General features: G+C 73.4%; 21 protein-coding genes and 1 pseudogene. 15 read left to right on the forward strand and 7 right to left on the reverse strand.

Going from position 1 to position 24,419, the window contains the following annotated elements:
* Window positions 1–2: 2 nt before the first annotated feature.
* Window positions 3–734, reverse strand: coding sequence for a dienelactone hydrolase family protein (locus AB0H32_RS12090; protein WP_361118237.1), 732 nt, complete (start codon window positions 732–734; stop codon window positions 3–5).
* 340 nt (window positions 735–1,074) lie between these two features.
* Between AB0H32_RS12090 and AB0H32_RS12095 the strand changes: the two genes are divergently transcribed.
* The 9 genes from AB0H32_RS12095 to AB0H32_RS12135 all read left to right on the forward strand — a co-directional run bounded on the left by AB0H32_RS12095 (window position 1,075) and on the right by AB0H32_RS12135 (window position 13,484).
* Window positions 1,075–2,895 carry a gamma-glutamyltransferase gene (locus AB0H32_RS12095; RefSeq protein ID WP_361118240.1) on the forward strand — a complete coding sequence of 607 codons (1,821 nt, stop codon included), beginning with the start codon at window positions 1,075–1,077 and terminating at the stop codon, window positions 2,893–2,895.
* Between the two features lie 792 nt (window positions 2,896–3,687).
* Complete coding sequence (locus AB0H32_RS12100) at window positions 3,688–4,533, forward strand: inositol monophosphatase family protein (protein WP_361118243.1); 846 nt, start codon at window positions 3,688–3,690, stop codon at window positions 4,531–4,533.
* Window positions 4,534–4,620: 87 nt separating this feature from the next.
* On the forward strand, window positions 4,621–6,033 hold the full coding sequence (locus tag AB0H32_RS12105; protein ID WP_361118246.1) for an NAD(P)/FAD-dependent oxidoreductase: 1,413 nt from the start codon (window positions 4,621–4,623) through the stop codon (window positions 6,031–6,033).
* Window positions 6,034–6,271: 238 nt separating this feature from the next.
* Window positions 6,272–6,781 carry an O-acetyl-ADP-ribose deacetylase gene (locus AB0H32_RS12110; protein ID WP_361118249.1) on the forward strand — a complete coding sequence of 170 codons (510 nt, stop codon included), beginning with the start codon at window positions 6,272–6,274 and terminating at the stop codon, window positions 6,779–6,781.
* Window positions 6,782–6,935: 154 nt separating this feature from the next.
* On the forward strand, window positions 6,936–7,355 hold the full coding sequence (locus tag AB0H32_RS12115) for a CBS domain-containing protein (protein WP_361118252.1): 420 nt from the start codon (window positions 6,936–6,938) through the stop codon (window positions 7,353–7,355).
* A gap of 160 nt (window positions 7,356–7,515) precedes the next feature.
* A complete protein-coding gene (locus AB0H32_RS12120) occupies window positions 7,516–8,391 on the forward strand; it encodes a methylenetetrahydrofolate reductase (protein ID WP_361118255.1) in 876 nt (291 codons plus the stop codon).
* A gap of 99 nt (window positions 8,392–8,490) precedes the next feature.
* On the forward strand, window positions 8,491–9,843 hold the full coding sequence (locus AB0H32_RS12125) for a hypothetical protein (RefSeq protein WP_361118258.1): 1,353 nt from the start codon (window positions 8,491–8,493) through the stop codon (window positions 9,841–9,843).
* A gap of 528 nt (window positions 9,844–10,371) precedes the next feature.
* Complete coding sequence (locus AB0H32_RS12130) at window positions 10,372–13,062, forward strand: LuxR C-terminal-related transcriptional regulator (RefSeq protein WP_361118260.1); 2,691 nt, start codon at window positions 10,372–10,374, stop codon at window positions 13,060–13,062.
* A 218-nt stretch (window positions 13,063–13,280) separates the two neighbouring features.
* Window positions 13,281–13,484, forward strand: a complete 204-nt coding sequence (locus AB0H32_RS12135; protein WP_361118263.1) for a hypothetical protein — start codon at window positions 13,281–13,283, stop codon at window positions 13,482–13,484.
* Window positions 13,485–13,623: 139 nt separating this feature from the next.
* On the opposite strand, the gene AB0H32_RS12140 is transcribed toward AB0H32_RS12135, so the two are convergent.
* A complete protein-coding gene (locus AB0H32_RS12140; RefSeq protein ID WP_361118266.1) occupies window positions 13,624–15,039 on the reverse strand; it encodes a DUF2252 domain-containing protein in 1,416 nt (471 codons plus the stop codon).
* On the reverse strand, window positions 15,036–15,890 hold the full coding sequence (locus AB0H32_RS12145) for an ion channel (protein ID WP_361118269.1): 855 nt from the start codon (window positions 15,888–15,890) through the stop codon (window positions 15,036–15,038). The genes AB0H32_RS12140 and AB0H32_RS12145 overlap by 4 nt, the downstream gene beginning before the upstream one ends.
* A 253-nt stretch (window positions 15,891–16,143) precedes the next feature.
* Between AB0H32_RS12145 and AB0H32_RS12150 the strand changes: the two genes are divergently transcribed.
* From AB0H32_RS12150 to AB0H32_RS12160, 3 genes are all read left to right on the forward strand, one after another.
* Window positions 16,144–16,785: a DUF308 domain-containing protein gene (locus AB0H32_RS12150; RefSeq protein ID WP_361118272.1), complete on the forward strand. Its 642-nt coding sequence runs from the start codon at window positions 16,144–16,146 to the stop codon at window positions 16,783–16,785.
* A 79-nt stretch (window positions 16,786–16,864) separates the two neighbouring features.
* Window positions 16,865–17,314: an SHOCT domain-containing protein gene (locus AB0H32_RS12155; RefSeq protein ID WP_361118275.1), complete on the forward strand. Its 450-nt coding sequence runs from the start codon at window positions 16,865–16,867 to the stop codon at window positions 17,312–17,314.
* A 33-nt stretch (window positions 17,315–17,347) separates the two neighbouring features.
* A complete protein-coding gene (locus AB0H32_RS12160; RefSeq protein ID WP_361118277.1) occupies window positions 17,348–17,782 on the forward strand; it encodes a hypothetical protein in 435 nt (144 codons plus the stop codon).
* A gap of 141 nt (window positions 17,783–17,923) precedes the next feature.
* On the opposite strand, the gene AB0H32_RS12165 is transcribed toward AB0H32_RS12160, so the two are convergent.
* A complete protein-coding gene (locus AB0H32_RS12165) occupies window positions 17,924–19,063 on the reverse strand; it encodes an MFS transporter (protein ID WP_361118308.1) in 1,140 nt (379 codons plus the stop codon).
* Between the two features lie 569 nt (window positions 19,064–19,632).
* Here AB0H32_RS12165 and AB0H32_RS12170 point away from each other — a divergent pair.
* Together AB0H32_RS12170 and AB0H32_RS12175 are read left to right on the forward strand one after the other, a co-directional pair.
* Entirely contained in the window at window positions 19,633–21,120 is a 1,488-nt protein-coding gene (locus tag AB0H32_RS12170) for an AlkA N-terminal domain-containing protein (RefSeq protein ID WP_361118279.1), read from the forward strand.
* Window positions 21,121–21,131: 11 nt separating this feature from the next.
* Window positions 21,132–21,614, forward strand: coding sequence for a methylated-DNA--[protein]-cysteine S-methyltransferase (locus tag AB0H32_RS12175; RefSeq protein ID WP_361118282.1), 483 nt, complete (start codon window positions 21,132–21,134; stop codon window positions 21,612–21,614).
* 265 nt (window positions 21,615–21,879) lie between these two features.
* Here the strand turns inward: AB0H32_RS12175 and AB0H32_RS12180 are convergent.
* Both AB0H32_RS12180 and AB0H32_RS12185 read right to left on the reverse strand, forming a co-directional pair.
* A pseudogene (locus AB0H32_RS12180) lies at window positions 21,880–22,088 on the reverse strand (NAD-dependent deacetylase); the annotation flags it as partial.
* Window positions 22,089–22,175: 87 nt separating this feature from the next.
* On the reverse strand, window positions 22,176–22,484 hold the full coding sequence (locus AB0H32_RS12185; protein ID WP_361118285.1) for a hypothetical protein: 309 nt from the start codon (window positions 22,482–22,484) through the stop codon (window positions 22,176–22,178).
* Window positions 22,485–22,736: 252 nt separating this feature from the next.
* Here AB0H32_RS12185 and AB0H32_RS12190 point away from each other — a divergent pair, with 252 nt between their 5' ends.
* Window positions 22,737–23,417: a serine/arginine repetitive matrix protein 2 gene (locus tag AB0H32_RS12190; RefSeq protein ID WP_361118288.1), complete on the forward strand. Its 681-nt coding sequence runs from the start codon at window positions 22,737–22,739 to the stop codon at window positions 23,415–23,417.
* 358 nt (window positions 23,418–23,775) lie between these two features.
* Here AB0H32_RS12190 and AB0H32_RS12195 read toward each other — a convergent pair whose 3' ends face one another.
* Window positions 23,776–24,399 (reverse strand): phospholipase A2, encoded by a 624-nt coding sequence (locus AB0H32_RS12195; RefSeq protein ID WP_361118291.1) that lies wholly within the window; start codon window positions 24,397–24,399, stop codon window positions 23,776–23,778.
* Window positions 24,400–24,419: the final 20 nt, after the last annotated feature.

The raw sequence follows: 24,419 nt of genomic DNA on the forward strand, positions 1-24,419 counted from the left end.
CCCTACAGGTGCGTCTCCAGCGCGGCGTAGACCCTCCGCCAGGCATCCGCGCCGGCCTGTGGTTCGTAGTCGGCCGGGCGGTCCGCGCAGGCGAAGCCGTGCCGGGCGCCCGGGTAGGTGACCAGTTCGTGCGGCACCTTGGCCTCGGTGAGCCGCTGCTCGGCCTGCTCCCACTCCTCGGCCGGGATGATGTGGTCCAGCTCGCCGCGGAAGCCCAGCAGGAAGGCACCGCCCTCGGCGATCCGCTCGCTGGTCTCCAACGGGGGCACCGGGCCGACGAGCGGGAAGCCGCTGTTCAGCAGCCAGCCCGGGTAGAACACGGCGGCCAGCTCGAATCGCAGCGCGGTCGCCGCCCGCACCGCGATGTGCCCGCCCATGCTCAGCCCCAGGAAGGCCACTCCCCGCTCCCCGGCCTCGGCGCGCGCCGCCGCCAGGGCCGCCGAGGCGTCGGCCACCAACTCGTCCCGGTCCAGGGCGCGCATCAGCACCAGGCCGTCCTCGCGCTCCTCCGCGGAGTACCCGAGCGCGGTGCGGCGGGCGCTGCGCCAGTAGTAGTCGGGCGCCAGCGCCACGTACCCGGCCGCGGCCAACTCCGCGCAGGTGTCGCGGACATAGGTGTTCACGCCGTACAGCTCGGAGCAGACCACCACCGCGCCCCGCACGTCGCCCGCCGGGCGGTGCACGTACGCCTCGATGCCGCCGGCTTCGCCGAGCATCTCCCACTGACCAGTCATCGGACCCCCGTGCCTTGATTCCTGAACGAATGCCGCCCCAATTCTAGTCCCCTGCAACGACGTTCACCCCAGGCGCCGCCCCCGGCGGCCATGACTGCCAGGAACTGCCGCCCCGGTGGCCATGGCGGTCGGGAACTGCTGGGCCTGGTGGCCATGGCGGTCGGGAACTGCTGGGCCTGGTGGCCATGGCGGTCGGGAACTGCTGGGCCTGGTGGCCATGGCGGTCGGGAACCGCCGGACCTGGTGGTCGTGACCGCCGGGAACCGCCGGGCCCCGGATCTGGGCTGCATCCGGTCGATAGCCTGCTGATCGACCGCCGTCCGCAACAGCGAGGTGAGAGATGCGGTTCACCACCCGGCCCACCCTCCAGGGCACCTTCGGCATGGTGTCCTCCACCCACTGGCTGGCCTCCCAGTCGGCGATGGCGGTCCTGGAGGAGGGAGGCAACGCCTTCGACGCGGCCGTGGCGGGCGCGTTCGTGCTGCACGTGGCGGAGCCGCACCTGAACGGGCCGGCCGGCGAGGTGCCGATCCTGCTGGCCCCGGCCGGCGGTGAGGTGCGCGTGCTGTGCGGGCAGGGCGTGGCCCCGTCGGGCGCCACGGTCGCGCACTACCGGGGACTCGGTCTGGATCTCGTCCCCGGCACGGGACCGCTCGCGGCCGCCGTGCCCGGAGCCTTCGACGCCTGGCTGCTGCTCCTGCGCGACCACGGCACCAAGTCCCTCGACGACGTCCTGAAGTACGCCATCGGGTACGCCGAGCACGGGCACGCGCCCGTGGAGAACGTCGGCGCGACCGTGGAGAGCGTGCGGGAGCTGTTCGAGACCGAGTGGACCTCCTCGGCCCAGGTGTACCTGCCGGGCGGCAGGGCGCCCCGGTCCGGGGAACTGCTGCGCAATCCCGTCCTCGCCGCCACCTGGAAGCGGCTGCTGGCCGAGACCGCCCGGGCCGGTGACAGGGAGGCCCGGATCGACGCCGCGCGCGAGGTGTGGCGGTGCGGCTTCATCGCCGAGGCCCTGGTCCGGCAGTCCCGGCGGCCCACCCGGGACACCAGCGGCGAACGGCACACCGGCACCCTCACCGAGGCCGACCTCGCCGACTGGTCGGCGGCCTACGAGACGCCGGTGACGTACGACTGGAACGGCTGGACCGTGTGCAAGGCGGGCCCCTGGAGCCAGGGCCCCGCCTTCCTCCAGCAGCTCGCCCTGCTCCCGCCCGAACTGCCCGCCCACGGCTCGGCCGACTACGTCCACCTGCTCGTCGAGGGCTGCAAGCTCGCCATGGCCGACCGCGAGGCCTGGTACGGGGACGCCGCCGACGTGCCCCTCGCCGAACTGCTGTCGGACCGCTACAACACCGCCCGGCGGGACCTCGTCGGCACCGGGGCCTCCTACGAGCTGCGGCCGGGCAGCCCCGGCGGACGCACCCCGCGGCTGCCCGCACAGGCCTACGCGCGCGTGGCGAGCGGCGACGGCACCGGTTTCGATCCGCTGGGCGCGGGCGAGCCGACCGTCGCGCGGCTCCCCGGCGACCCCCGCGTGGATGCCGACGGCAGCACCCGCGGCGACACCTGCCACCTGGACGTCGTCGACCGCTGGGGCAACATGATCGCGGCCACGCCCAGCGGCGGCTGGCTCCAGTCCAACCCGGTCGTGCCCGAGCTGGGCTTCCCGCTCGGCACCCGGCTGCAGATGACCTGGCTGGAGGAGGGCCTGCCGAACTCCCTCACCCCGGGCCGCCGCCCCCGCACCACCCTCACCCCGTCGCTCGCCCTGCGCGACGGTGTCCCGGTGCTGGCGTTCGGCACGCCCGGCGGCGACCAGCAGGACCAGTGGCAACTGCACTTCTTCCTCGCCGCAGCCCTGCGTGCCCCGGTCCGTGGCGGCCTCGACCTGCAGGGCGCCATCGACGCCCCGAACTGGCACAACGACGGCTTCCCCAGCTCCTTCCATCCGCGCGGGCACCGCCCGGGCAGCCTGACGGTGGAGGCTCGCATGGACGCGGACGTGGTCGAGGAGCTGCGCCGCCGAGGCCATGACGTCACGGTGGGCCCCGGCTGGTCGGAGGGTCGCCTATGCGCTGTGTCCCGCGACCCGGAGTCCGGAATCCTGTCGGCCGCCGCGAACCCGCGCGGAATGCAGGGGTACGCGGTGGGCCGCTGAGGGTGCGGTCGCCGAGGTCACGGCCGCTTGGGCGCTGACGCAGCGGGCGCTGACGCAGGGGACGCGTTCGCTGGGGCGTGACCGCCGCTGGGGCGTGACCGTTGGGGCGCGGCTGCCGTGGGCGTCCGCCGGACCGGCCGGTTTGCCGTACTTGGCCGTGGCCTGTCCGACGGCCCGAGCGGCCGTCCCCGGCCAATGGGCCCGAGCGGCCGCCCCCCCCGCCAATGGGCCGGAGCGGTCTCTCCCCCCCGCCAATGGGCTTGGGCCGCCGACCTCTGGCGGAGGGCTTGGGCCGCCGGCCCCCCTGTGGGCTTGGGCGGCCGACCCCTGCCTGTGGGCTCAGTCTGTGGGCTTGGGCGGCCGGCCTCTGCCTTTGGGCTCGGGTGGCCGGCTTCTTGCCGGTGGGTTTCGGCGGTCGGTCGTCGGCCGGGGCTGGGCGGCCGACTTCTGTCTGGGAACGCGGTGGCCGGTTTCTTGCGCAGGGGTCTCGGTGGCCGGCCTTCGGCTGGGGGCTGAGGGGGGCGGCCCCTGCCCACGAAGCTCGGTGGCCGGTTTCCGGCCCTCGGGCAGCCGCCCCGGCACCGTGCCCAGCGGTTCGGGTGACCGGCCCCTGCCCGCTGACCTGGGTGGTCGGCCCGTTGCCACGGGCCGAGGTGGCCGGTCCGTGCCCGGTGGACCCGGCGACCCGGCTCCTGTCCGTCGGCTCCGCCCGCACCCGCTCTTCATCCCGATTCCACCTTGCGTCCACCACTCGGGCGGGGAATGTCAGTGGCGCGTGTTCTCATGGGGGGCATGATCCAAGACACGGAAACCATCGACGAGTTTCTCATCCGCTGCTCGGCCGACGTGGAGGAAGCGGTCCGGAAGGCGGCCGCGGCCGAGATCCTGCCCCGCTTCCGGCGCCTCGCCGAGCACGAGGTCGACCAGAAGAGCGGGCCGCACGACCTGGTGACCGACGCCGACCGGCTCGCCGAGCGGCGGCTCACCGAGGTCCTCGGTGCGCTGCTGCCGGGCTCGGTGGTCGTCGGCGAGGAGGCCGTGCACGCCGACCCGGCGACGTACCGGGCGATCCAGGGCGACGCGCCCGTGTGGATCATCGACCCGGTCGACGGCACACGGCAGTTCGTGAACGGCGACGACGGCTTCTGCACCCTGGTCGCGCTCGCCCACCGGGGCACCGTCCTGGCCTCCTGGACCTACGCCCCCGCACGTGACCAGTTCGCCACCGCCGTCCGCGGCCGAGGCGCCCACCTGGACGGCGAGCGGCTGTTCGCGGGCCCGCCCGCACCCGGCCGCGACCTCCGCGTGGCCACCTCCCACCCGGACTTCACCACCGACGAGCAGAAGCGATCGCTGCGCGCGCTGTGGACCGACGGCATCGCCCCGCGACCCTGCGGCTCGGCGGGCCTGGAGTATCTCGCCATGGCCCGGGGCGAGTTGGACGCCGTGGCGTTCTCCTGGGAGGCCGCCTGGGACCACGCGGCCGGACTGCTCCTGGTCGAGGAGGCGGGCGGCGCCCACCTGACCCGCAGTGGTGATCCGTTCCGCGTGACCGGGGCCAACGCGCTGCCGTTCACCGCCGCCCGGGACGCCGCCACCGCCCGCCGGGTCGTGGAGCTGCTGCGCACCGCCGCCTGAGGCACCCGGCCCGGGGAGTGTCCGTCCTCCGGCATATCCTGAACCCGAGTGGCCATCGGCTGACGAAGGGGTCCGAAGGTGCCGTCGATGCTCGATGCGGTTGTGGTGGGTGCGGGGCCGAACGGACTGACCGCTGCCGTGGAGCTGGCCCGCCGCGGCTTCTCCGTCGCCCTCTTCGAGGCGAAGTCCACCGTCGGTGGCGGCGCCCGCACCGAGGAGCTGACCCTGCCCGGCTTCCTGCACGACCCGTGCTCGGCCGCCCACCCCCTCGGCATCAACTCGCCCGCGTTCCGCGCGCTGCCCCTGGACCGCTACGGCCTGCAGTGGCTGCACGCGGACCTGCCCATGGCGCACCCGTTCCCGGACGGCACGGCGGCCGTGCTGTCCCGGTCCGTCGCCGAGACGGCCGCCTCCTTCGGGCCGCGCGACGCGGGCGCCTACCGCAGGCTGGTCGCGCCGTTCCTGCCCCGTTGGGACACGCTCGCCCGGGACTTCATGTCGCTGCCGCTGACCGCGCTGCCCCGTGACCCGGTCACCCTCGCCCGCTTCGGCCTGGCCGGACTGCCGCCCTCCACCTGGCTGATGCGCCGCTTCCACGACGAGCGGTTCAAGGCCCTCTTCTCCGGCCTCGTCGCCCATGTCATCGCCCCGCTGGGCGGCTTGGCCACGGGCGCCGTCGGCCTGGTCTTCGCGCTGGCCGCGCACGCCCGGGGCTGGCCGGTGGCCCGCGGCGGCTCCCAGGCCATCTCCGACGCCCTCGCCGCCTACCTCAAGGACCTCGGCGGCGCCGTCCACACGGACTACGAGGTCAAGCGCCTGGACGACCTGCCGCCCGCGCGCGCGTACGTCTTCGACACCTCGCCCGCCGCGCTCGCCCGCATCGCCGGTTTCGGCGGCTACTACGACAGCTACCGCTACGGCGCCAGCGTCTTCAAGATCGACTATGCGCTGGACGGCCCGGTCCCCTGGACCGCCCCCGAGGCCCGCGTCGCCGGTACCGTGCAGATCGGCGCGAGCCGGGCCGAGATCGGCACCGCCCTGCGCGCCGCCTCCCACGGGGGGCACGCCCCCGACAGGCCGTTCCTGATCACCGTCCAGCCCAGCGTGGTCGACCCCACCCGCGCCCCCGAGGGCAAACACGTCTTCTGGGCGTACGGCCACGTACCCAACGGCTGGCAGGGCGACCTCACGGACGCGATGGAGCGCCAGCTGGAGCGCTTCGCGCCCGGCTTCCGCGACCGTGTCCTGGCCCGCGCCACCGCGGGCCCGGCCGAGATGGCCGCCCGCAACGCCAATTACGTCGGCGGCGACATCGCCTGCGGCGCGGCCTCCGGACTCCAGCTCATGCTGCGCCCCAGACTGTCCCTGTACCCGTACCGGACCCCGCATCCGGCCGTCTTCATCTGCTCCTCGGCCACCCCGCCGGGCCCCGGTGTGCACGGCATGTCCGGGCACAACGCGGCCAAGGCGGTCTGGCGGCGGCTGCGCCAACAGCCGTAGCGCGCCTGTGTGTTGCGGCCAATCCACCGCCACACCGGCCACTCCACCGCCACACCGGCCACTCCACCGGCACATCGGCGACTCCAGCGGAACACCGGCACACCAGCGACTTCACCGCACACCAGCTGGTACCCGGCCCGTGCCCGGTGGGCCAGAGACCCGGCCTCCGCCCGCCGCACGGTGATGGGCCGGCCTGCGAAACGGCCCCGGCCGGCAGGGAGCTGATATAGAGACAGCCATGACCACCATCACTCTCGTCCAGGGCGACATCACCCGGCAGAGCGCCGACGCCATCGTCAACGCGGCCAACTCCTCCCTGCTCGGCGGCGGAGGAGTGGACGGCGCGATCCACCGGCGCGGTGGCCCCGCGATCCTGGAGGAGTGCCGCAGACTGCGCGCCTCGCGGTACGGCAAGGGCCTGCCCACGGGCCAGGCGGTCGCCACCACGGCGGGCGAGCTGGACGCCCGCTGGGTCATCCACACCGTGGGCCCGGTCTGGTCCGCCACCGAGGACCGCTCCGACCTGCTCGCCTCCTGCTACCGCGAGTCGCTCCGCGTGGCCGGTGAACTGGGAGCCAGGACGGTCGCCTTCCCGGCCATCTCCACCGGCGTGTACCGGTGGCCGATGGAGGACGCGGCACGGATCGCGGTGGAGACGGTGCGGGCCGAGCGGACAGCCGTGGAAGAGGTGCGGTTCGTGCTCTTCGACGACCGTGCGTACGAGGTGTTCACCCGGCAGGCCGGCTGACCGACCGGCCCGCGGACCGGCCTGCGGACCGGCCTGCGAGGGTCCTGCGGCGACCTGCCGACCGACCCTCGCGCGGGGCAGCGGACATGCTCGTACGGTGAAAGAAGGACGCCCTTTTCACCCGTACGGGCGTGTCCGCAAGGAGGTTGAACCGATGACCACCGCCGCAGAGATCATGCATCCCGGAGCCCAGTGGATCCTGGCGACCGAGACCCTCGACCGGGCCGCACAGCTGATGGCGCGCCTGAACGTGGGCGCGCTGCCCGTCAGCGATGCCAAGGAACGACTGTGCGGCATCATCACCGACCGAGACATCGTCGTGAAGTGCGTGGCCAAGGGCCACGATCCGTCGAAGGTGACGTGCGGCGACCTGGCGCAGGGCACCCCCCGCTGGATCGACGCCGACGCGAGCGTGGACCAGGTGCTGGACGAGATGCAGACGAACCAGATCCGGCGGCTGCCGGTGATCCAGGAGAAGAAGCTCGTCGGCATGATCACGGAGGCCGATCTGGCCCGGCACCTGAACGACGAGCAGATCGCCGGCTTCGTCGAGAAGGTCTACGCGTCGCGCTGACGGCACCGGCTCCGGGGCAGCGGAAACGGCGGCCGGTCCGAGGGGCCCGAGGCCCGCGTGGCATCATCGGGCGGGGCCAGGACCGCGGCCGTACGCCGTCGCAGCCGCAGGCGGGCGTACGCGGTCGTGGGCAGCCGTACGCCGTCGCACAAGGAGCACGATGAACCCCGCTCTCACCGCCCCGTCCGCGGTGGGCACCTCCCTGCTGGACGACTTCTCCCTGGAGATGACCGGCAAGGACGTGCCGAAGCTGGAGGAGGCGCGCGACAGCATCCCCCCGGGCACCCGGATCAACGTCACCTTCCTGGCCGGCGAGGACCTCGGCATGCGGCTGGAGGCCGCCCGCGCGGTCAAGCGGCTCGGTTTCGTGCCCGTACCGCACATCTCCGCCCGCCGCCTGCCCTCGCAGCTCCACCTGGAGGAGTTCCTGGCCGGCCTGGCGGCGGACGGCACCGCCGAGAACGTGTTCGTGGTCGGCGGGGACCCCACCCGCCCGGAGGGCCCCTACGACGACGCCCTGTCCGTCATCCGCACCGGGCTGCTCCAGCGCTACGGCGCACGGCACATCGGCATCAGCGGCTACCCGGAGGGGCACCCGGCGATCACCGACCGCACCCTGTGGTCGGCGCTCACCGACAAGACGGCGGCCCTCGGGACCGGGCGGCTCGGGGGCGACGTCATCACCCAGTTCGGCTTCGACGTCGAACCGGTCCTCGGCTGGCTGGAGGCCGTCCGCGCCCGCGGCGTGCACCTGCCGGTCCGCATCGGCGTGCCCGGCCCCGCGGGCGTGCGCCGGCTGCTGGGCTACGCGGCCCGGTTCGGCGTCGCCACCAGCGCCTCCGTCGCCCGCAAGTACGGCTTCTCGCTGACCAACCTGATGGGGACCACCGGCCCGGACCGCTTCCTGCACGCGCTGGCCAGGGAGTACGACCCGGCGCGGCACGGCACGGTGAAGGTGCACTTCTACACCTTCGGCGGTCTGCGGGCGACCTCGGAGTGGATCGCCCGCTTCCGGCAGGGCGACCACCAACGGTAGGGCCGCCCCTGCGTCGCCCGTACGGCCCGCTGGAGATGCCCGATGGCGGGCGGGCTGAGGCAATGGGGATGTCCAGGAGTTCACCGCCCCGGAGGTCCCATGACCGAGCCGCCAGCCGCGACGCCCGGCGGACCGGATGGTCGGGAGCCGCCTTTGGGGAGCGAGGCCGGGCACGGCCGGGGACGGGCGCCGGGCGCCGCAGGGCGGGCGGCGCGCGCCACGGCCTCGGCCGTGCTCATCGTGCTGACGTGCATCCTCGTTCCCGTCGCCCTGCTGGCCACCTGGGTGCACGACATCGCCCTCGACACCGACCGGTACGTGTCCACGGTCGCGCCGCTGGCGGAGGAACCCGCGATCCAGGACGCCGCCGTCCACCGGATCACCGAGGCGGTCGGCACCAAGGTGAACGGCCCCCAGGCGGCGGCAGACCTCGGCAATTGGCTGCAGTCCCAAGGGCTGCCCCCGCGCGCGGCGGACGCCGTCAAGGCGCTGGGGCCGCAGATCGACGCGCTGGTGCAGCAGGCCGTCACCAAGGCTGCCACCCGGGTCGTGCAGAGCAACGTCTTCGAGAAGGTGTGGACCGCCGCCAACCGGGACGCCCACCAGGCCGTGGTGCACGCCCTGACCGGTGAGGGCCGTGGAGCCCTCGGGGTGCAGGACGGCACCGTCACCCTCGACGTCGGCGCCGCCGTCGACCGCGTCAAGAAGGACCTGGTCGACGCCGGGATCAGCCCGGCCGCGAAGATCCCGGACATCAACAAGCAGATGGTGCTGTTCCAGTCCGAGGAACTCGCCAAGGCCCGCAAGGGCGCCCACCTGCTCGACGTGGTCGGCAACTGGTTCCCGGTCCTCGTCGTCGTCCTCGGTGCCGCCGGAGTCATGCTCGCCCGGAGCCGGCGGCGGGCGCTGGCCCGCACCGCGCTCGGCGCCGCCTTCGCCTGCCTGGTCGTGGCCATCAGCCTGGTCGTGGCACGCCACTACTACCTCGACCACCTGCCGCCCCAGGTACAGTCCCGGGCCGCCGCCGCGGCCGTCTTCGACACCCTGCTGCGCTTCCTGAAGGTCAGCCTGCGCACGGCCGTCGTCCTCGGCCTCGTCGTCGCCCTCGGCGCCTACTTCATCGGGCCGGGACGGCTGCCCGTCGCCGTGCGCGGCACCTGTGACCACACCGCGGACTCGGCGGCCCGGTGGGCGGCCGAGCACCACGTCACCACCGGACGCGCGGGCGCGTGGGCACAGGCCTACCGGCGGCCGCTCACCCTCGCCGTGCTGCTCGTCGTGGTCCTCGTCTTCGCCCTGTGGAACCACCCGACGGTCCTCACGATCCTCCTGCTCGTCCTCGTGCTCCTCGCCGTCCTCGCCGTGCTGGCGCTGCTGGCGGCGAGCGGACGGGCGGCCGGGCCGGCGCCCCCACCCCCACCTGTCTCAGGCCCGCCGGCCGACCAGAGCTGAGCCCCGGTCGGCAAGAAGTGGGCCCGGCCGGTAGGAGGTGGGTCCCGGCCGGTAGGAGGTGGGTCCCTGGCCGACGAGAGGTGGGTCCCGGCCGGTAGGAGGCGGGTCCCCGGCCGACGAGAGATGAGCCCCGGGCTGGCAGGAGGTGAGCCCCCGGCCGGCGAGGGGTGGATCCTCGGCCGGCAGGGGGTGAGTCCCCGGCCGACGGCCGAGCCTGCCCGCCCTCAGACGCCCGAGCCTGTCGGCCGACCTCGATGCCCGAGCCTGCCGGGTGACCCCGACGCCCGAGCCGACCCGCCCCCGATGCCCGAACCTTCCAGCCGACCCCGACTCCGCCCCCGACGCCCGAGCCTGCCGGGCGACCCGCCGATGGCGGCCGATCCCACCGATCCCACCGACGTCCTCTGCCCGGGTCGGCGGGTCCTGCTCGACATGCTCAGAATCTACCGATCTGTGCCAAAGCCGGAAGGCTGGGATCCTGGTGGCAGGAAGCGCTGCCCGTGATCCGACGGACAGGCGGTGAGAGCCATGGCTGCGACGGAAGACAACCTGCCGCCACCCGAGGCGGCCTACGCCGACCCGCTGGGGGAGCCGTTCCTCCACACCCGTTTCGCCCCGCCGGCCAGGCCGGCCACCTTCCTGCGGCGCGACCGCCTGGTGGACCACCTCGACCAGGCACTGCAGACCCCCCTGACGATGGTCAACGGCTCGGCCGGGGCCGGCAAGACCCTTCTGGTCGCCGACTGGGCCGCCGGGCTGGACCGCCCGGTCGCCTGGATGACCACCGAGTCCGAGGACGACAGCTCCGGCGTCTTCTGGGCCCATCTGCTCCAGGCGCTGCACGCCGCAGGCGCACCGCTGCCCGACGCCCTCGGCTGCCCGGCGGACGCCGACCGCGTGGACCACGGGCTGCTGGCGCGCCTGGCCGCGGCCCTGAGCGAGGGCGCCCGGCCCCTGCTCGTCGTACTCGACGAGTTCGACCGCGTCACCGCCCCCCAGATCGCCGAGGAACTGGAGTTCGTCCTGCACCACGCCGGTGACGGCATCCGGCTGGTCCTGGTGACCCGCACCGAGCCGCTGCTGCCGCTGCACCGCTACCGGGTGGCGGGCGCCATCACCGAGATCCGCGACGCCGAACTGGCCTTCACCCCCGAGGAGGCGGCGGCCCTGCTGGGCCTGCACGGGCTGCACCTGCCCGCCGAGGACACCCGCGCCCTGGTGACCCGCACCCGGGGGTGGGCCGCCGGACTGCGGCTGTGCGCCCTGGCCGCCCAGCAGACCGTGGACCCGCAGACGTACCTGAAGGAGTTCGAGGCGGCCCGCAGCACCGTCGCCGACTACCTGCTGGCCGAGGTGCTCAAACGGCAGCCGGCCCGGACCCAGGACCTGCTGCTGCAGGTCAGCGTCCTGGAGCGGTTCCGGCCCGAGCTGGCCGACGCGCTCACCGGCTGGAGCGGAAGCGAGCCCATCCTCGCCGGGCTGCACCGCCAGAACGCCTTCGTCGAGGACCTCGGACACCCGTGGTACCGGCTGCACCCGCTGTTCGCGGAGATCCTCCGCGCCCATCTGCGTGAGCGCTCTCCCGAACTGGAACCCGAGCTGCACCGGCGCGCCGCCCGCTGGCTGCGCGACTCCGGTGCCCTGCCGGAGACCCTGGCCCACGGTGCGGCGGCGGGGGACTGGGACCTGACCGCGGGCGCGCTCGTCGACGACCTCGCGATCGGGCAGCTGTTCACCGGGCTGCGCTGCAACGACCTCGACGAACTCTTCCGCTCGATGGGACCCGAGGCGACCAGCGCGGCGGCGGACCTGGTGCGGGCCGCGCGCGACCTGTGCCGCTGCGACCTGGACCACGGCCTGGCCCACCTGCGCCGCGCCGAACGGACACTGGCCGACCCGGCGGGGGACGGCCGGGACGGAGGCGGCGGGGACGCGGCCGCCCGGCTGAGCTGCGCGCTGCTCGGTGTCCTTGCGGCCCGGCTGGCCGGCTCGCCCGGCGGAGCGGAACAGGCCGCGCGGTCGGCCGAGGAACTGCGCGACGAGGTCCCCGAGCAGCTGCTGCGCAAACACCCCGAACTCACCGCCCTGCTGCTGACCCACCTGGGGTCGGCCCGGCTGTGGGCGGGCCGCCTCGACGAGGCGCGCGCCGTCCTGTCCGCGGTGGCCGACGGCCCCGGCGCGGCCTCGGGCACCCTGCCCAGGGAGGAGGCCCTGGCGCACCTGGCGTTCATCGACTACCTGAACGGCTGGCCCGGCCGGGCGGAACGCAAGGCGCGGGCGGCGCTCGGCGACGGGGAGCGCGGGCTGCTGCCCCGCCCCTGCGGTTTCGGCCTCGCCCACACGGTCCTGGCCGTCGTCGCCGTGGACCGCGACGAGCTGGCGCAGGCCCAGGCACTGCTCGACGAGGCCGCCGAGGCCTGCCCCGGCGGACGGGACCCGGTGGCCGTGGCGGGCCGGGCCCTCGCGAGCGCGCGTCTGCTGCTGGCCCGGGGCGACGCCCGGGCCGCCGCCGCGGCCGCCGAGTTCTCGGTGACCACCGACGTTCCCTGCCCCTGGGCGGAGGCGTACACGGCCCTGGTCGTCTCGGCCGCCCACCTCGCCGAGGGCCGGCCGGACACCGCCTCGAAGGTGCTGGACGACATTCCCTGTGACGGGCGGCCGTACGCTGCCGAGCCGGCGTGGGCGCACCTGGCCGCCGGAAACCGTGCCGCGGCCCTGCGCATGCTCGACGGCCTGCACGGCCAGAACGGGACGGGCCCGGCGGTCGCCGTCCGTTCGGCGCTGGTGCGGGCCCGCGCCGCGCACGAGGCGGGGGACACCGACACCGCCCGCCGGCTGCTCGGCAGGGCCCTGCTGCAGGCGCGGCGGGACCGGCTGCGGCGCCCCTTCCTGGCCGCCGGACCGCAACTGCGGCGGCTGCTGGAGACGCCCCCGCTGGACGAACTGGCAGCCGGCTGGCTGTTCCCCGCGCCCGGCGGGCAGGGAGCCCCCGGCGACGCACCGCAGGAGCTGCCGTCGCTGGTCGTGGAGGAGCTGAGCGGGCGCGAGCGCGACGTGCTGCTCCGGCTGTCCCGGATGATGTCCACGGAGGAGATCGCCGCCGACCTGACCCTGTCGGTGAACACGGTCAAGACGCACCTCAAGAGCGTCTACCGGAAACTGGCCGTCAACCGCCGCAGCGACGCGGTCCGCCGGGCCCGCGAACTGCACCTGCTCTGACGGCGAACTGCAGCTGCTCTGACGGCGAACTGCACCTGCTGCGACGACTGTCCGGCCGTCCCCGCGTGACAGGTGAGGCGCCGCGGACGGGGCTGCCTGCGTGCCGCGCGTCGTGGCTCCCGGAGCCGGTATCACCTGCACCGGGTGAGGCCCGGGCGCCCGGGAAAGCGGAGGATCGCGACCGAGGCGGCAGTACGCCCGTGGCGGGAGAGCAGCCCATGCGCTACGAGATCCGCGTCGACGGTCGCATGTCGGAGACGCTGACCAAGGCCTTTCCGGAACTGGACCACGTCGTGATGTCCGGGCAGACGCTCCTGTTCGGACGCGTCGTGGACGAGGCGCATCTGTACGGTCTGCTGGCCCGGTTCCGGTCCCTCGGACTGCGGGTGCTGGAGATGCGCCAGGTACCGGAGCCGGAATGACCGGCGGGTCCTCGCAGGGATGCCACAGAGCGATGCCACAGAGCGATGCCACAGAGCGATGCCACAGAGCGACGTCGCAGAGCGATGTCATGGAGCGATGTCATGGAGCGATGGCAATGCGTGATGTCACCGGGCGATGTCAGAGCACGGCGGCGTTCACCCGGCCGGAGCGGACCGCCGCGCCGAGCGCCCCGAAGTCCCGCTCGTTCTGGTCGGCGTACGCCTGGGCGAACCCGGTCAGGGCCCGGTCGAAGCGGTCGTTGCCGCCCAGGTAGGCGCCGATGGCCACGGGATCGCCCGAGCGGGCGTGGGCCCGCGCCAGCGAGGCCCCGCAGATCCGGGCGAACAGGCCCAGCAGGCCCGGGTCCATGGTGTCCGGCCGGGCGATGCCCTTCCAGTCCCGCAGCTGCCGTATGTAGAAGTCCCGGTCGTGCCCGTCCACGCCCATGGCATGCGTCCAGCCCAGGAAGATGTCGCTGGTCGTCTGGATGAGCCGCTGTCCGGCCACCACCCTGCGACCCTGGTTCGTGAAGACCGGGCCGTCCGTGTGGGCGGCGAGCACCGACTCCTGTGCCTCCTTGGCCTGGAGCAGCAGGGGATCGTCGTCGTCCCGGCCGAGCAGGAGCAGGATCCAGCACCGGGTGCCGACGCTGCCCACGCCCACCACCTTGCGGGCGAGATCCACCAGCCGGTAGTGGCGCAGCAGGTGCCGGCGCTCGGAGGACAGACTGCGGGCGTACGTCGAGACGAGCGTCGCGAGTTCCCGGTCGCGTCCCCGCTCGGCGGGGTCCGTCCGCAGGTCGGCGAACGGGGTGATCAGCGGCGGGTCCGGGGCGATCCGCCGGCCGCCGGCCGTGACATGCGTGAGCCGGGCGAACGCCTGCAGATGCGTGCGGGTACGGGCCTGCGCCGCAGCCTGGGACGTGCGGCGCCGCGCCTGCTTGTCCATGGACGAGGCCAGCAGCGCCTGCAACTGCTCGACGTCGTCCTGGGCGTACCAGACGTCCAGGGTGCGCATGCCGGCGAACTCCCGCATCCGGCTCCGGTACGACCCCACGCACGTGCGCACCACGTCGTCCTGCACCGCGACCGGGAAGCCGTTCGCCCGGCCGGCGATGGCGAAGCTGGCGGCCAGCCGCTTGACGTCCCATTCGAACGGGCCCGGCAGGGTCTCGTCGAAGTCGTTGATGTCGAAGACCAGATGCCGTTCCGGGGACGCGAGCAGCCGGAAGTTCAGCAGGTGGGCGTCTCCGCACAGCTGCACCCGCAGACCGCTGTCGGGCTGGGCCCCCAGGTCCGCCGCCATGATGGCCGCGGCCCCCCGGTAGAACCGGAAGGGGGATTCGAGCATGCGGCCGTAGCGGAGGGGCACCAGCTCGGGCACCCGCGTGGCGGACTGACGCTCTATCACGTCGACCGGGTCCGGCCGGTCCGGCGGTGCCTCGAACCAGCCGTGCCGCGTACGGGGGACGCGCAGGCGGGCGGCTCTCCCGTACGCCGCCCGCTCGGCCGCTGACGCGGAGACGGTCACAGCAGTGGGCGCGGTTGCGATCATGACTCGGCCTCCTGTGACTCGGCCTCCTGCGACCCGGCCTCCTGCGACCCGGCCTCCTGCGGCTGGGCCTCGAGGGACCCGGCCTTGTGCGAACCGGCCTTGTGCCCGGGTTCCTCGGATCCGTGGGAGCCGTTGGATGCACCGTTCCCGCCGGCTCCGTCGTGCCCGTCGTTCCCGCCGGACCCGTCGGATGTGCCGTTCCTGCCGGACGTGCCGTTCTCGCCGTTGCCGTCGGATCCGCCGTCGTCGGTCCCGTCCGCCGCTCCCGGCGCCGCCGAGCGCTTGCGCTGCAGCCCTGTCGCGACCGCGCCGGTGAGCACCCGCAGGGCGAAGCCTGCCAGGAGCAGACCGCATGCCATCTGGACCATGGCCACCACCCGGGCCGTCTGCGAGCGGGCGGTGATATCGCCGTAACCGACCGTGCTGAGCGTGGTGAGCGTGAAGTAGAGCGAGTCCGTCCTGGTCAGCCGCTCGCTGAAGGAGTCCGGGGTGTTGTTGTCCAGGGCGTAGTACGCGCCGGCGAAGATCATCAGGAACAGCACCAGTGTGACGGCCAGCGCCTCGATGGCCCGCAGCCGCGGATAGGGCGAGCGCATGATCGCCCAGATCTCCCAGGCGAACACCAGCGCCACCCCGAACAGCCCGCACAGCAGCAGTGCCGAAGTGGCGCCCGCGCCCCGGACACCGAGGGGCGCCAGGTAGTAGGCCGCGACCAGCCCGGCCGTGATGATCAGTGGCCGTCCCACAGCCTGAACCTTTGCCCAGGTGGTCGGCTGTGGAACCGGGCGGCGCAGCCGGTGTCCCCAGCCGCGGCGGGCGTGCTCCGGGCGGGCAGTCACGGGATCGCTCATCTCGGCTCTCCTCGTTCCGGTCGGCCCTCTTCGCTCCGTCCGGTCCGGCGCTTGCCGACCTCGCCAGCCCATCGTCCGGGCGCCGCGCGGGGATCACCCGCCGTGGGTGATCCGGTGCCCCGCACGGGCGCAGGACAGTGACCGCGAGGCCGTGGCGCGCCGTTCCGACGGCGGTCCGCGGCGCAACCGGCGGTCGGACGGCGGCCCGTCCGGCCCTTTCGGCCGCTCGCCCCCGGCCTCGTGAGGAGGAGTCATGAGCGTGCCGCACGATTCCGGACCCCCGACCGGAACGGACCCCTTCGGCGGCAGGGCGGATCCCGGCCGGACCGGAGACCCCACCGAGGCGCTGGCCGTCGTCGCGCGCTCCTGGACGTGGATCCTGGGGACGGCGATCGCCACCCTGGTGCCGGGCGTCCTGGTGCTGGTGTGGCCCGACGAGACGCTGCACATCCTCGCCGTGCTGATCGGCCTGTACCTGCTCGTGACCGGCGCCTTCCGGTTCGTCACGGCCTTCGGGCGCCAGGAGGCCGGGGAACGGCTTCTCGCGCTGCTGCTCGCGGTCGTCTTCGTCCTGGCGGGCGTGCTCTGCCTGCGCCACCCCTTGCAGACGATCACGGCGCTGTCGCTGATCGTGGGGATCGTCTGGCTGGTGTCCGGCATCCTCACGCTCTTCACGGCCCTGGGCACCAAGGACCTGCCGCACCGCGGCGTCGTGCTCGGCGCGGCGGTGCTGGGCATCGTCGCAGGCATCGTGGTCCTGGCCCTGCCCGCCGAGTCGGCACGGGCGCTGACCCGGCTGCTCGGCCTGTGGCTCGTCCTGTTGGGGCTGGTCGAGCTGGCGGTCGCCCTCGCCTGGCGGCACGCGGTCCGACAGACGCTCACCCCTCCCGGGTGAGGCGCCCTCTTCTTGCCGTGCCCACGCTGAAAACGGCAGAGATCGTCTGCCGGGCACGGCCCGGAACGGAGGAGTGAACATGATCGCCCAGACGTACCTCGCGTACGACTATCCGCTGCTGAGCGCCTTCTGGACCATGCTGTGGTTCTTCCTCTGGATCCTGTGGTTCGTCCTGCTGTTCCGGATCATCGTCGACATCTTCCGTGACGACAGCATGAGCGGCTGGGCCAAGGCGGGCTGGCTGCTGTTCGTGATCGTGGTGCCGTTCCTCGGCGTCCTCGTCTATGTGATCGCCCGCGGCAAGGACATGGGCCGCCGCGAGGTGGAGCAGGCCAGGGCGCAGCAGAAGGCGTTCGACACCTACATCCGCGAGACCGCCCAGGGCGGAGCCAGCAGCGTCGACGAGCTGGCCAGGCTGTCCGAGATCAAGGCCCGCGGAGACATCTCCGAGGAGGAGTTCCGCAGGGCGAAGGAACTGGTCCTCAGCGGCAAGGGTGCCGCCGGCGGAACGGGGACCGCCCCTCGCTGAGCACATCCGACGAGATCGAAACGAGGAAACGGGATGTCCGCGACACACCGCACACAAACGCAAACGACCCGGCAGGCCTGGGCCGGTGGTCTGACGACCTTCGCGGCCGTGATGCTCATGATCACCGGCGTACTCGACCTCTTCCGGGGCATCATGGGGATCGCCCAGGACGACGTCTTCGTCACCACGGCGAACTACGTCTTCAAGTTCAGCCTCACCGGTTGGGGCTGGATCCACCTGGCCCTGGGCATCGTCGCGATGATCGTAGGCTTCGGCCTGATCCAGCCCTCGCTGTGGGCGCGGGTCGGCGGCATCACGATCGCCGGGCTGATCATCATCGCCAACTTCCTCTCCCTGCCGTACTCCCCGGTCTGGTCGGTCGTGATGATCGCGATCTCCGCCTTCGTCATCTGGGCCCTGTGCGTGGTCCGGCGCGAAGACTCTCCAGAAGGGTCACAGGCCATCTGACCGCCTGACGGCCCCGGGGCGCGGTGCTCCTGCTCTGCGGCGCCGCGCCCCGCCTGCTGCCCGCCTGCCGTTGCCTTCGGCCGGGCTGCCGGGCTGCCGGGCTGCCGGGCTGCCGGGCTGCCGGGCTGCCGGCAAGGGTCCTCACCTGCGGCTGTTCCTGAGCGCCAGGCCCGCCGCGAGGGCCGGGCCCGCCGCCAGCAGCACCGCCAGCGCCCCGAAGCCGTACGCCAAGGTCGCGGCCGAGGCGACCACCGCGACCAGCAACGGCCCGCCCGCGTCACCCAGTTCGCGGCCCAGTTCCGCGGCGCCCATGGTCTGGCCCAGCCGTTCCGCGGGCGTCCCCGAGGCGAGGGCCGCGAAGCCGAGGGGCGTGATCAGACCGGTGCCGGTGCCGATCAGGACCGCGGCGAGGAGGATTCCGGGGAGACCGGGCAGCATCGCGGCGGCCAGTCCCGCCGCCGCGAGCAGCAGTCCGCCGAGGAGACCGGCGCGGGTGCCGAGGCGTCCCGCGTCCAGGGCCCGCCCTGCGCGCGGCTGCACCACGGCGGTGCAGGCCGCCAGCACGGACACCGCAGCCCCGGTCGCCACCGTGCCCAGGCCCGCCGCCGCACCCGACACGGGCAGGAAACCCACCCCGGCCGACAGCGCGGCGGTCGCCCCCGCGAGCGCGGCCGTCGGCACCAGGAACGCCGGGTCGGCAAGCCGCCGCCCGAGATCCAGCACGGTCTGCCGGCGCCGGGGCAGCGGCGGCACCCGTGGGACGGTTGCCGCCGCCCAGCCCGCCACCACCGCGGCCAGCACTGCCAGGACCGCGAACAGCAGCCGCAGCCCGCCCGCCCACACCAGTAGCCCGCCGAGCAGCGGACCCAGCGTGTAGCCCAGGGACTTCCAGAAGCCGTAGCTCCCGAACGCCCGTCCCTGCCCGGCCGCGGGGTGCAGCCGGGCGACCAGCGCCGAGGCCGCGGGGGAGAAGGCCGCGGCGGCGGCCCCCTGCCCCAGCCGGGCCGCCCACAGCAGTCCCGGTCCGCCCCCGGCGGCGTACACGGCCGAGGCGACGGCGAAGGCGGCCAGCCCGCCCAGCAGCACCGGGCGCGCCCCCACCCGGTCGGCCAGCGTGCCGAAGACCGGCTTCAGCACGACTTCGGCACCGTCGTAGAGGGCGAGCAGGCCGCCCAGCACGAGCAGCGAGCCGACCGCGTCGGGCGAGCGGGCCCCGAGGCTCGCGGCGACGCCGTGCGCGCCGAACGCGGTGGTGAAACCGGCGGCGTACAGGGGCCACATCCGCGCCCGGCGGCCTTCGGGCCGCTCCGCCTCGGCGGCATCGTGCGCGAAGGCGCCGGCTTCCTGGCCCATGGCGGCATCGTAGCCAGGGCCGGGACGGGGAGGACCGTCCATGCCGAGGCACCCGTGCCGCCCGCCGCCAGGGGCACCCCGAGGTGTACCCGGACCGAGGGGCGCCCACGCGATCCTCGTACGGCCGGGGGACCCCGGGGATCGGGGTTGGCGGATGCTGAGGTCGGTGCAGGCGTGCGTGGGGCGCGCGGGTGGTGGGCGGCGAGGTCGGCGCGGGTACGTGCGGGCTGCGCCGACGGCGTCCGTCTCCGGCGCCGAGGCCGGCCAACATACGGGTCGAATGTGCGGACGGCAGACACCGGGGTCGGCTCAGGTGGGTGTCGATGTGCGGATGACAGGCACCGGGGTCGGCTCAGGTGGGTGTCGATGTGCGGATGACAGGCACCGGGGTCGGCTCAGGTGGGTGTCGATGTGCGGATGACAGACACCGAGGTCGGCGCACGTACGTGTCGGATTCCCGCCAGCGGCCGGTCGTGGGCGTGGACGATCCTGGACGCATGCAGACAGCGATGCACTTCGACAGGGAGCGCTGTGTACGGGCCGTGCAGTCCAAGGACGCGCGGTTCGACGGCTGGTTCTTCACGGCTGTCCTGACCACCCGCATCTACTGCCGGCCCAGCTGCCCGGCCGTCCCGCCCAAGCCGCAGAACATGACGTTCTACCCGAGCGCGGCCGCCTGCCAGCAGGCCGGGTTCAGGGCCTGCAAGCGCTGCCGCCCCGACACCAGCCCCGGCTCCCCGGAATGGAACCACCGCGCCGACCTGGTGGCCCGGGCGATGCGGCTGATCGCCGACGGGGTCGTGGACCGCGACGGTGTGCCGGGCCTGGCCACCCGGCTCGGCTACAGCACCCGGCAGGTGGAGCGGCAGCTGCTCGCCGAGCTGGGCGCAGGCCCCCTCGCGCTGGCCCGCGCCCAGCGCGCCCAGACCGCGCGGCTGCTCGTCGAGACGACTGCGCTGCCCATGGCCGAGATCGCCTTCGCGGCCGGCTTCTCCTCCATCCGCACCTTCAACGACACCGTGCGCGAGGTCTTCGCCCTGTCCCCGAGCGAGCTGCGCACCAGGGTGCCGAAGAACAGCGGCAGCGCGGCGGGCACCCCCGGAACCCTCGCACTGCGGCTGCCGTTCCGCGCCCCGCTCAACCCCGACAACCTCTTCGGTCACCTGGCCGCCACGGCCGTACCCGGCGTGGAGGAGTGGCGGGACGGCGCCTACCGGCGCACCCTGCGGCTGCCGTACGGACACGGGATCGCCGCGCTCACGCCCCGGCCCGACCACATCGCCTGCCGGCTCACCCTGAGCGACCTGCGCGATCTGACCGTGGCCACCAGCCGCTGCCGGCGCCTGCTCGACCTGGACGCCGACCCGGTCGCCGTCGACGACCAGCTGCGCACCGACCCGTTCCTCGCGCCTCTGGTCGACAAGGCGCCGGGCCGCCGAGTGCCGCGCACGGTCGACGAGGCCGAGTTCGCCGTCCGCGCCGTGCTCGGGCAGCAGGTCTCCACGGCCGCCGCCCGCACCCACGCGGCCCGCCTGGTCACCGCGCACGGCAAACCCCTGGACGACCCCGAAGGCGGCCTCACCCACCTCTTCCCGTCCCCCGAGGCGCTGGCCGACGTGGACCCCGAGACCCTCGCCATGCCCCGCACCCGACGTACCACCTTCACCACCCTCGTGCGTCAACTCGCCGACGGCACACTCCACCTGGGCGTCGAGTCCGACTGGACCGAGGCCCGCGCGCGCCTGCTCGACCTGCCCGGCTTCGGGCCCTGGACGGTCGACGTCATCGCCATGCGCGCCCTCGGCGACCCCGACGCCTTCCTCCCCACCGACCTGGGAATCCGGCGCGCCGCCGGGGAGCTGGGCCTGCCCGCCACCCCCGCCGCGCTGACCGCCCGCGCCGAGGCCTGGCGGCCCTGGCGCGCCTACGCGGTCCAGTACCTGTGGGCGACCGACAGCCACCCGATCAACTTCCTGCCCGTGTAAGGATCTCCGGGATGAAACAGCACACCGTCATCGACAGCCCCTACGGCCCCCTCACCCTCGTCGCCGACGACGGCGTCCTGTGCGGCCTCTACATGACCGGCCAGCGCCACCGCCCGCCGGAGGAGACCTTCGGCCCCCGCGACGACACCCTCTTCACCGAGGCCGAGGAGCAGCTCGCGGCCTACTTCGCGGGCGGGTTGACCGAGTTCACCCTCGAACTCCGCCTGAACGGCACTCCGTTCCAGCGCAGCATCTGGGACCAGCTGACCCGTATCCCGTACGGCGAGACCCGCTCCTACGGCGACCTCGCCCACGCCGTCGGCAACCCCAAGGCGTCCCGCGCGGTCGGCCTCGCCAACGGCAAGAACCCGATCGGCATCATCGTGCCCTGCCACCGCGTCATCGGCGCGGCCGGTGACCTCACCGGCTACGGCGGCGGCCTGGACCGCAAGCAGCGGCTGCTGGACTTCGAGCGGGGGACGGCCCTGTTCTGAGCAGTTCGTGGAAGGCACGCCGCAGCACAGGCTCAGCGAACGCCGGGAGAAGGCCGCACCGGAGCAGGCCGACGCGGAATTTCCCCGCTCCGGCCCGCAGAACACCTCTACGTCCTCCACGTCGTCGCCTCGCCGATGCTCACGGGTCCACGGACCGTCGTGCGATCCGGTCGCTCTTGGTGGTCAGCCGGGCCAGGAGCTTCGGGGGTGCCGTGCCGGTGGGCTCGCGTACGACGTCGTCGGCTCGGTCGTCGTACGGCGTCGGCCCGGACTTCTCCTGCTCGGCGACAGCCCGGTGCGCGGCGTTCGGCTCGGCCTCGAGCGTGCGGTTCCTGCGCCGCATCTGCCAGGCCGGTCGCCGGATCTCAGGATCCCCCTGCAGTACTCGTACATGACGAGCCTCTCGGCCTCGGGATCCCGCTTCCGCAGCCCGTTGGGACCGCGACACTCGGGGATTCCGGAGTCGCAAGGCATCGGCAGATGCAACACCACGCGGGCGTCCGAAACAGCCGTGGGAGGCTTTTGCCGGGGCAGGTGGGCGCAGCGGTGGCGGTGGCGGTCTCAACCCCCCATCACCCATCGCACCCCTGCGACCACCCCGAGCAACACGGCCGGGCCTGCCCACCACTGCATCACTCGGCGTACCGGCGGCAGTACCCACAACGCTGCCGCCGCGCCGGCCGCCCCGATGGTGAGCACGCACGACAGAACGACGCCCGCATAGGCGTCGTCGTCCCAGGGCCCGGACGGGCGGATGATCAGTGCCGTCCAGCAGAAGTACGCAGCGACAAGGGTGAGAAGGATGAGTGGTACCGCGAGGACCAGGCGGAGGCAGCCGCGGTCGTCGTCCACGTGGGAAGGGCTGGTCATCAGCGCAGCGTGCTCCTTGCGTCGTCCAGATTGTTCATGAAGCCACGCCGTAAGCCCTGGCGTCGCCGGTCTGCCAGGTCCCATGGACGTGTTGTCGGGATCGCCGCCGAGGCGCCGGCCGAGGGCAGGTCGCCCGTTCGTTCAGAGCGAGCGGGTATCGGGGCGCGGCCGGGTGGTGCAGAGTCACCGGCACAGCACAGCCGTGATTATCACCGGATACTGCTGCAAGCGCCTGCCCTAGGATGCAACGTTGTGGCAATACAGACTCCCTGGGGTGCACCGTACGGCGGCCCGCCGCCTCCGGCGCCGAACGTCCCGGCAAAGGACCTGCGACCGCGGCGCATCTGGTACTTCGTGGCCGCGCTGCTGGGGCTCGTACTGGCTGGTGCGGGTATCGCCCTCATCGCGGTGGCGGTGAAGGACACGGTCGATTCGATCGACACCGCGCGGAGCTTTTCCAGCGGCGAGTCACAGACGTTCAGCTTTGTCCGGGGGGAGACCAAGGCGATCTACGTCTCCCAGTCCGGAAAGGGCCAGGTCGACTGCCGGATCCCACGGATGCAGTCCGGGTCGATGACCCAGCCGAACAGCACCTTCCGCATCACCCTCGGCTCCCGTACCTGGGACCGTGTCTTCGAGGTGAAGCCCCGCAGCAGCGGCGACTACACGCTCACCTGCACCTCGGAGCTGCCGGCCCAATTCGCGCTGGGAGACAAACCGCAGGTGGGGGCCACGATCGGCGGCATCGCTGCGGGGGTCGGCTGCTTCCTCGCCGCGCTTGCCGCAGTCGCGACCATCACCGTCGTCACCGCCGTGCGCCGCGGCCGCCACCGCCGGCGGCTCGCCGCCGCGTCGGCCCCTCCGCCGCAGTGGGGCCCACCGCCCTTCGGCCCCGCCCCGGGGTATCCGCCCGGCCCGGCCGGGCCCCGGTAGGAACGGGATGCCGGGCCGCCCCGGCATCGCGCGAGGCCGGCCGACGCCGACCGGCAACGACAGAGCCCCACGGCGTCCGAGCCGGTCAGCGCCGTGGGCTTCTTCTCCCCCCGGACCACCTGAACATCCGTCTCCCGGGCTGTGCCAGGCTCCGCCGGCAGGCCGGTCTGCCGGCGGGCCGGGTGGGCGGCCTGGGCCGCGGTGCGCAGCCATCGCTCCCCGGCATCTCCGCCACCTTCGCCGGGATGCGCGCGAACGGGCCGGCGAGCACAACCTGTTGCTGGTCGGCGGAGCCGGGGGTGGCGACGGCGGGGAGGTGGTAGCGGCCTTTCCGCCGTCGCTTCCTTCAACGGGCGTCCTAGGATTGCGGGGCCCGCACCCCCGCCCCCGAATCGGTGTAGGTGTAGGGAACTTCACCGGTCGGATCGTCCCAGTCAGAAATCCCCGTGACCTCGTACCCGAGGACCGACTTCGGAAGCTGCGAACCCAACGTACCGCCGACGTCCAGATCGGTTACCTGGTACTGCTCGAGCTTTCCTTCCCGCCGAAGCTCCTCGAGATCGGACCTGAACCTCGCATCGATCTGATCCTTGCCGGCCTGGCTCCACAGGTGGTTCTCCTGAAGGGTGCGGTAGCCCAGGTCATGCCGCTGGCACGCAACCTGTGCGGGGCTGTCGGGCCCTATACCGGTCGCCCCCTGGAGCCAGCCGGGGACGGAGCACCCGTCAGTGTCCACCCGTATACCGGTTTCCTTGTCAACGATCTCCGGGCCGTATTTCCCTTGGCGCTGCTTGAACTCCTCGGGATGCTCCTTCACGTAGTTGTCGCGCTCCGAGGAATACTTCGCGAAGTCGTCCAGGGGCGAGTTCATCACCGCCTTGAACGCATCAGCCGAAAAGGGCGTGGACGCCTCTTCCGCGTGGGCGGAGGTGGCGGTGAGTCCGATCCCGGTGACCCCTAGAGCGGCGGTGGCGAAGCCCATGCCCACGCGGCGTGCGCTTG

Source organism: Streptomyces sp. NPDC020362 (assembly GCF_040642095.1).
Classification (GTDB): domain Bacteria; phylum Actinomycetota; class Actinomycetes; order Streptomycetales; family Streptomycetaceae; genus Streptomyces.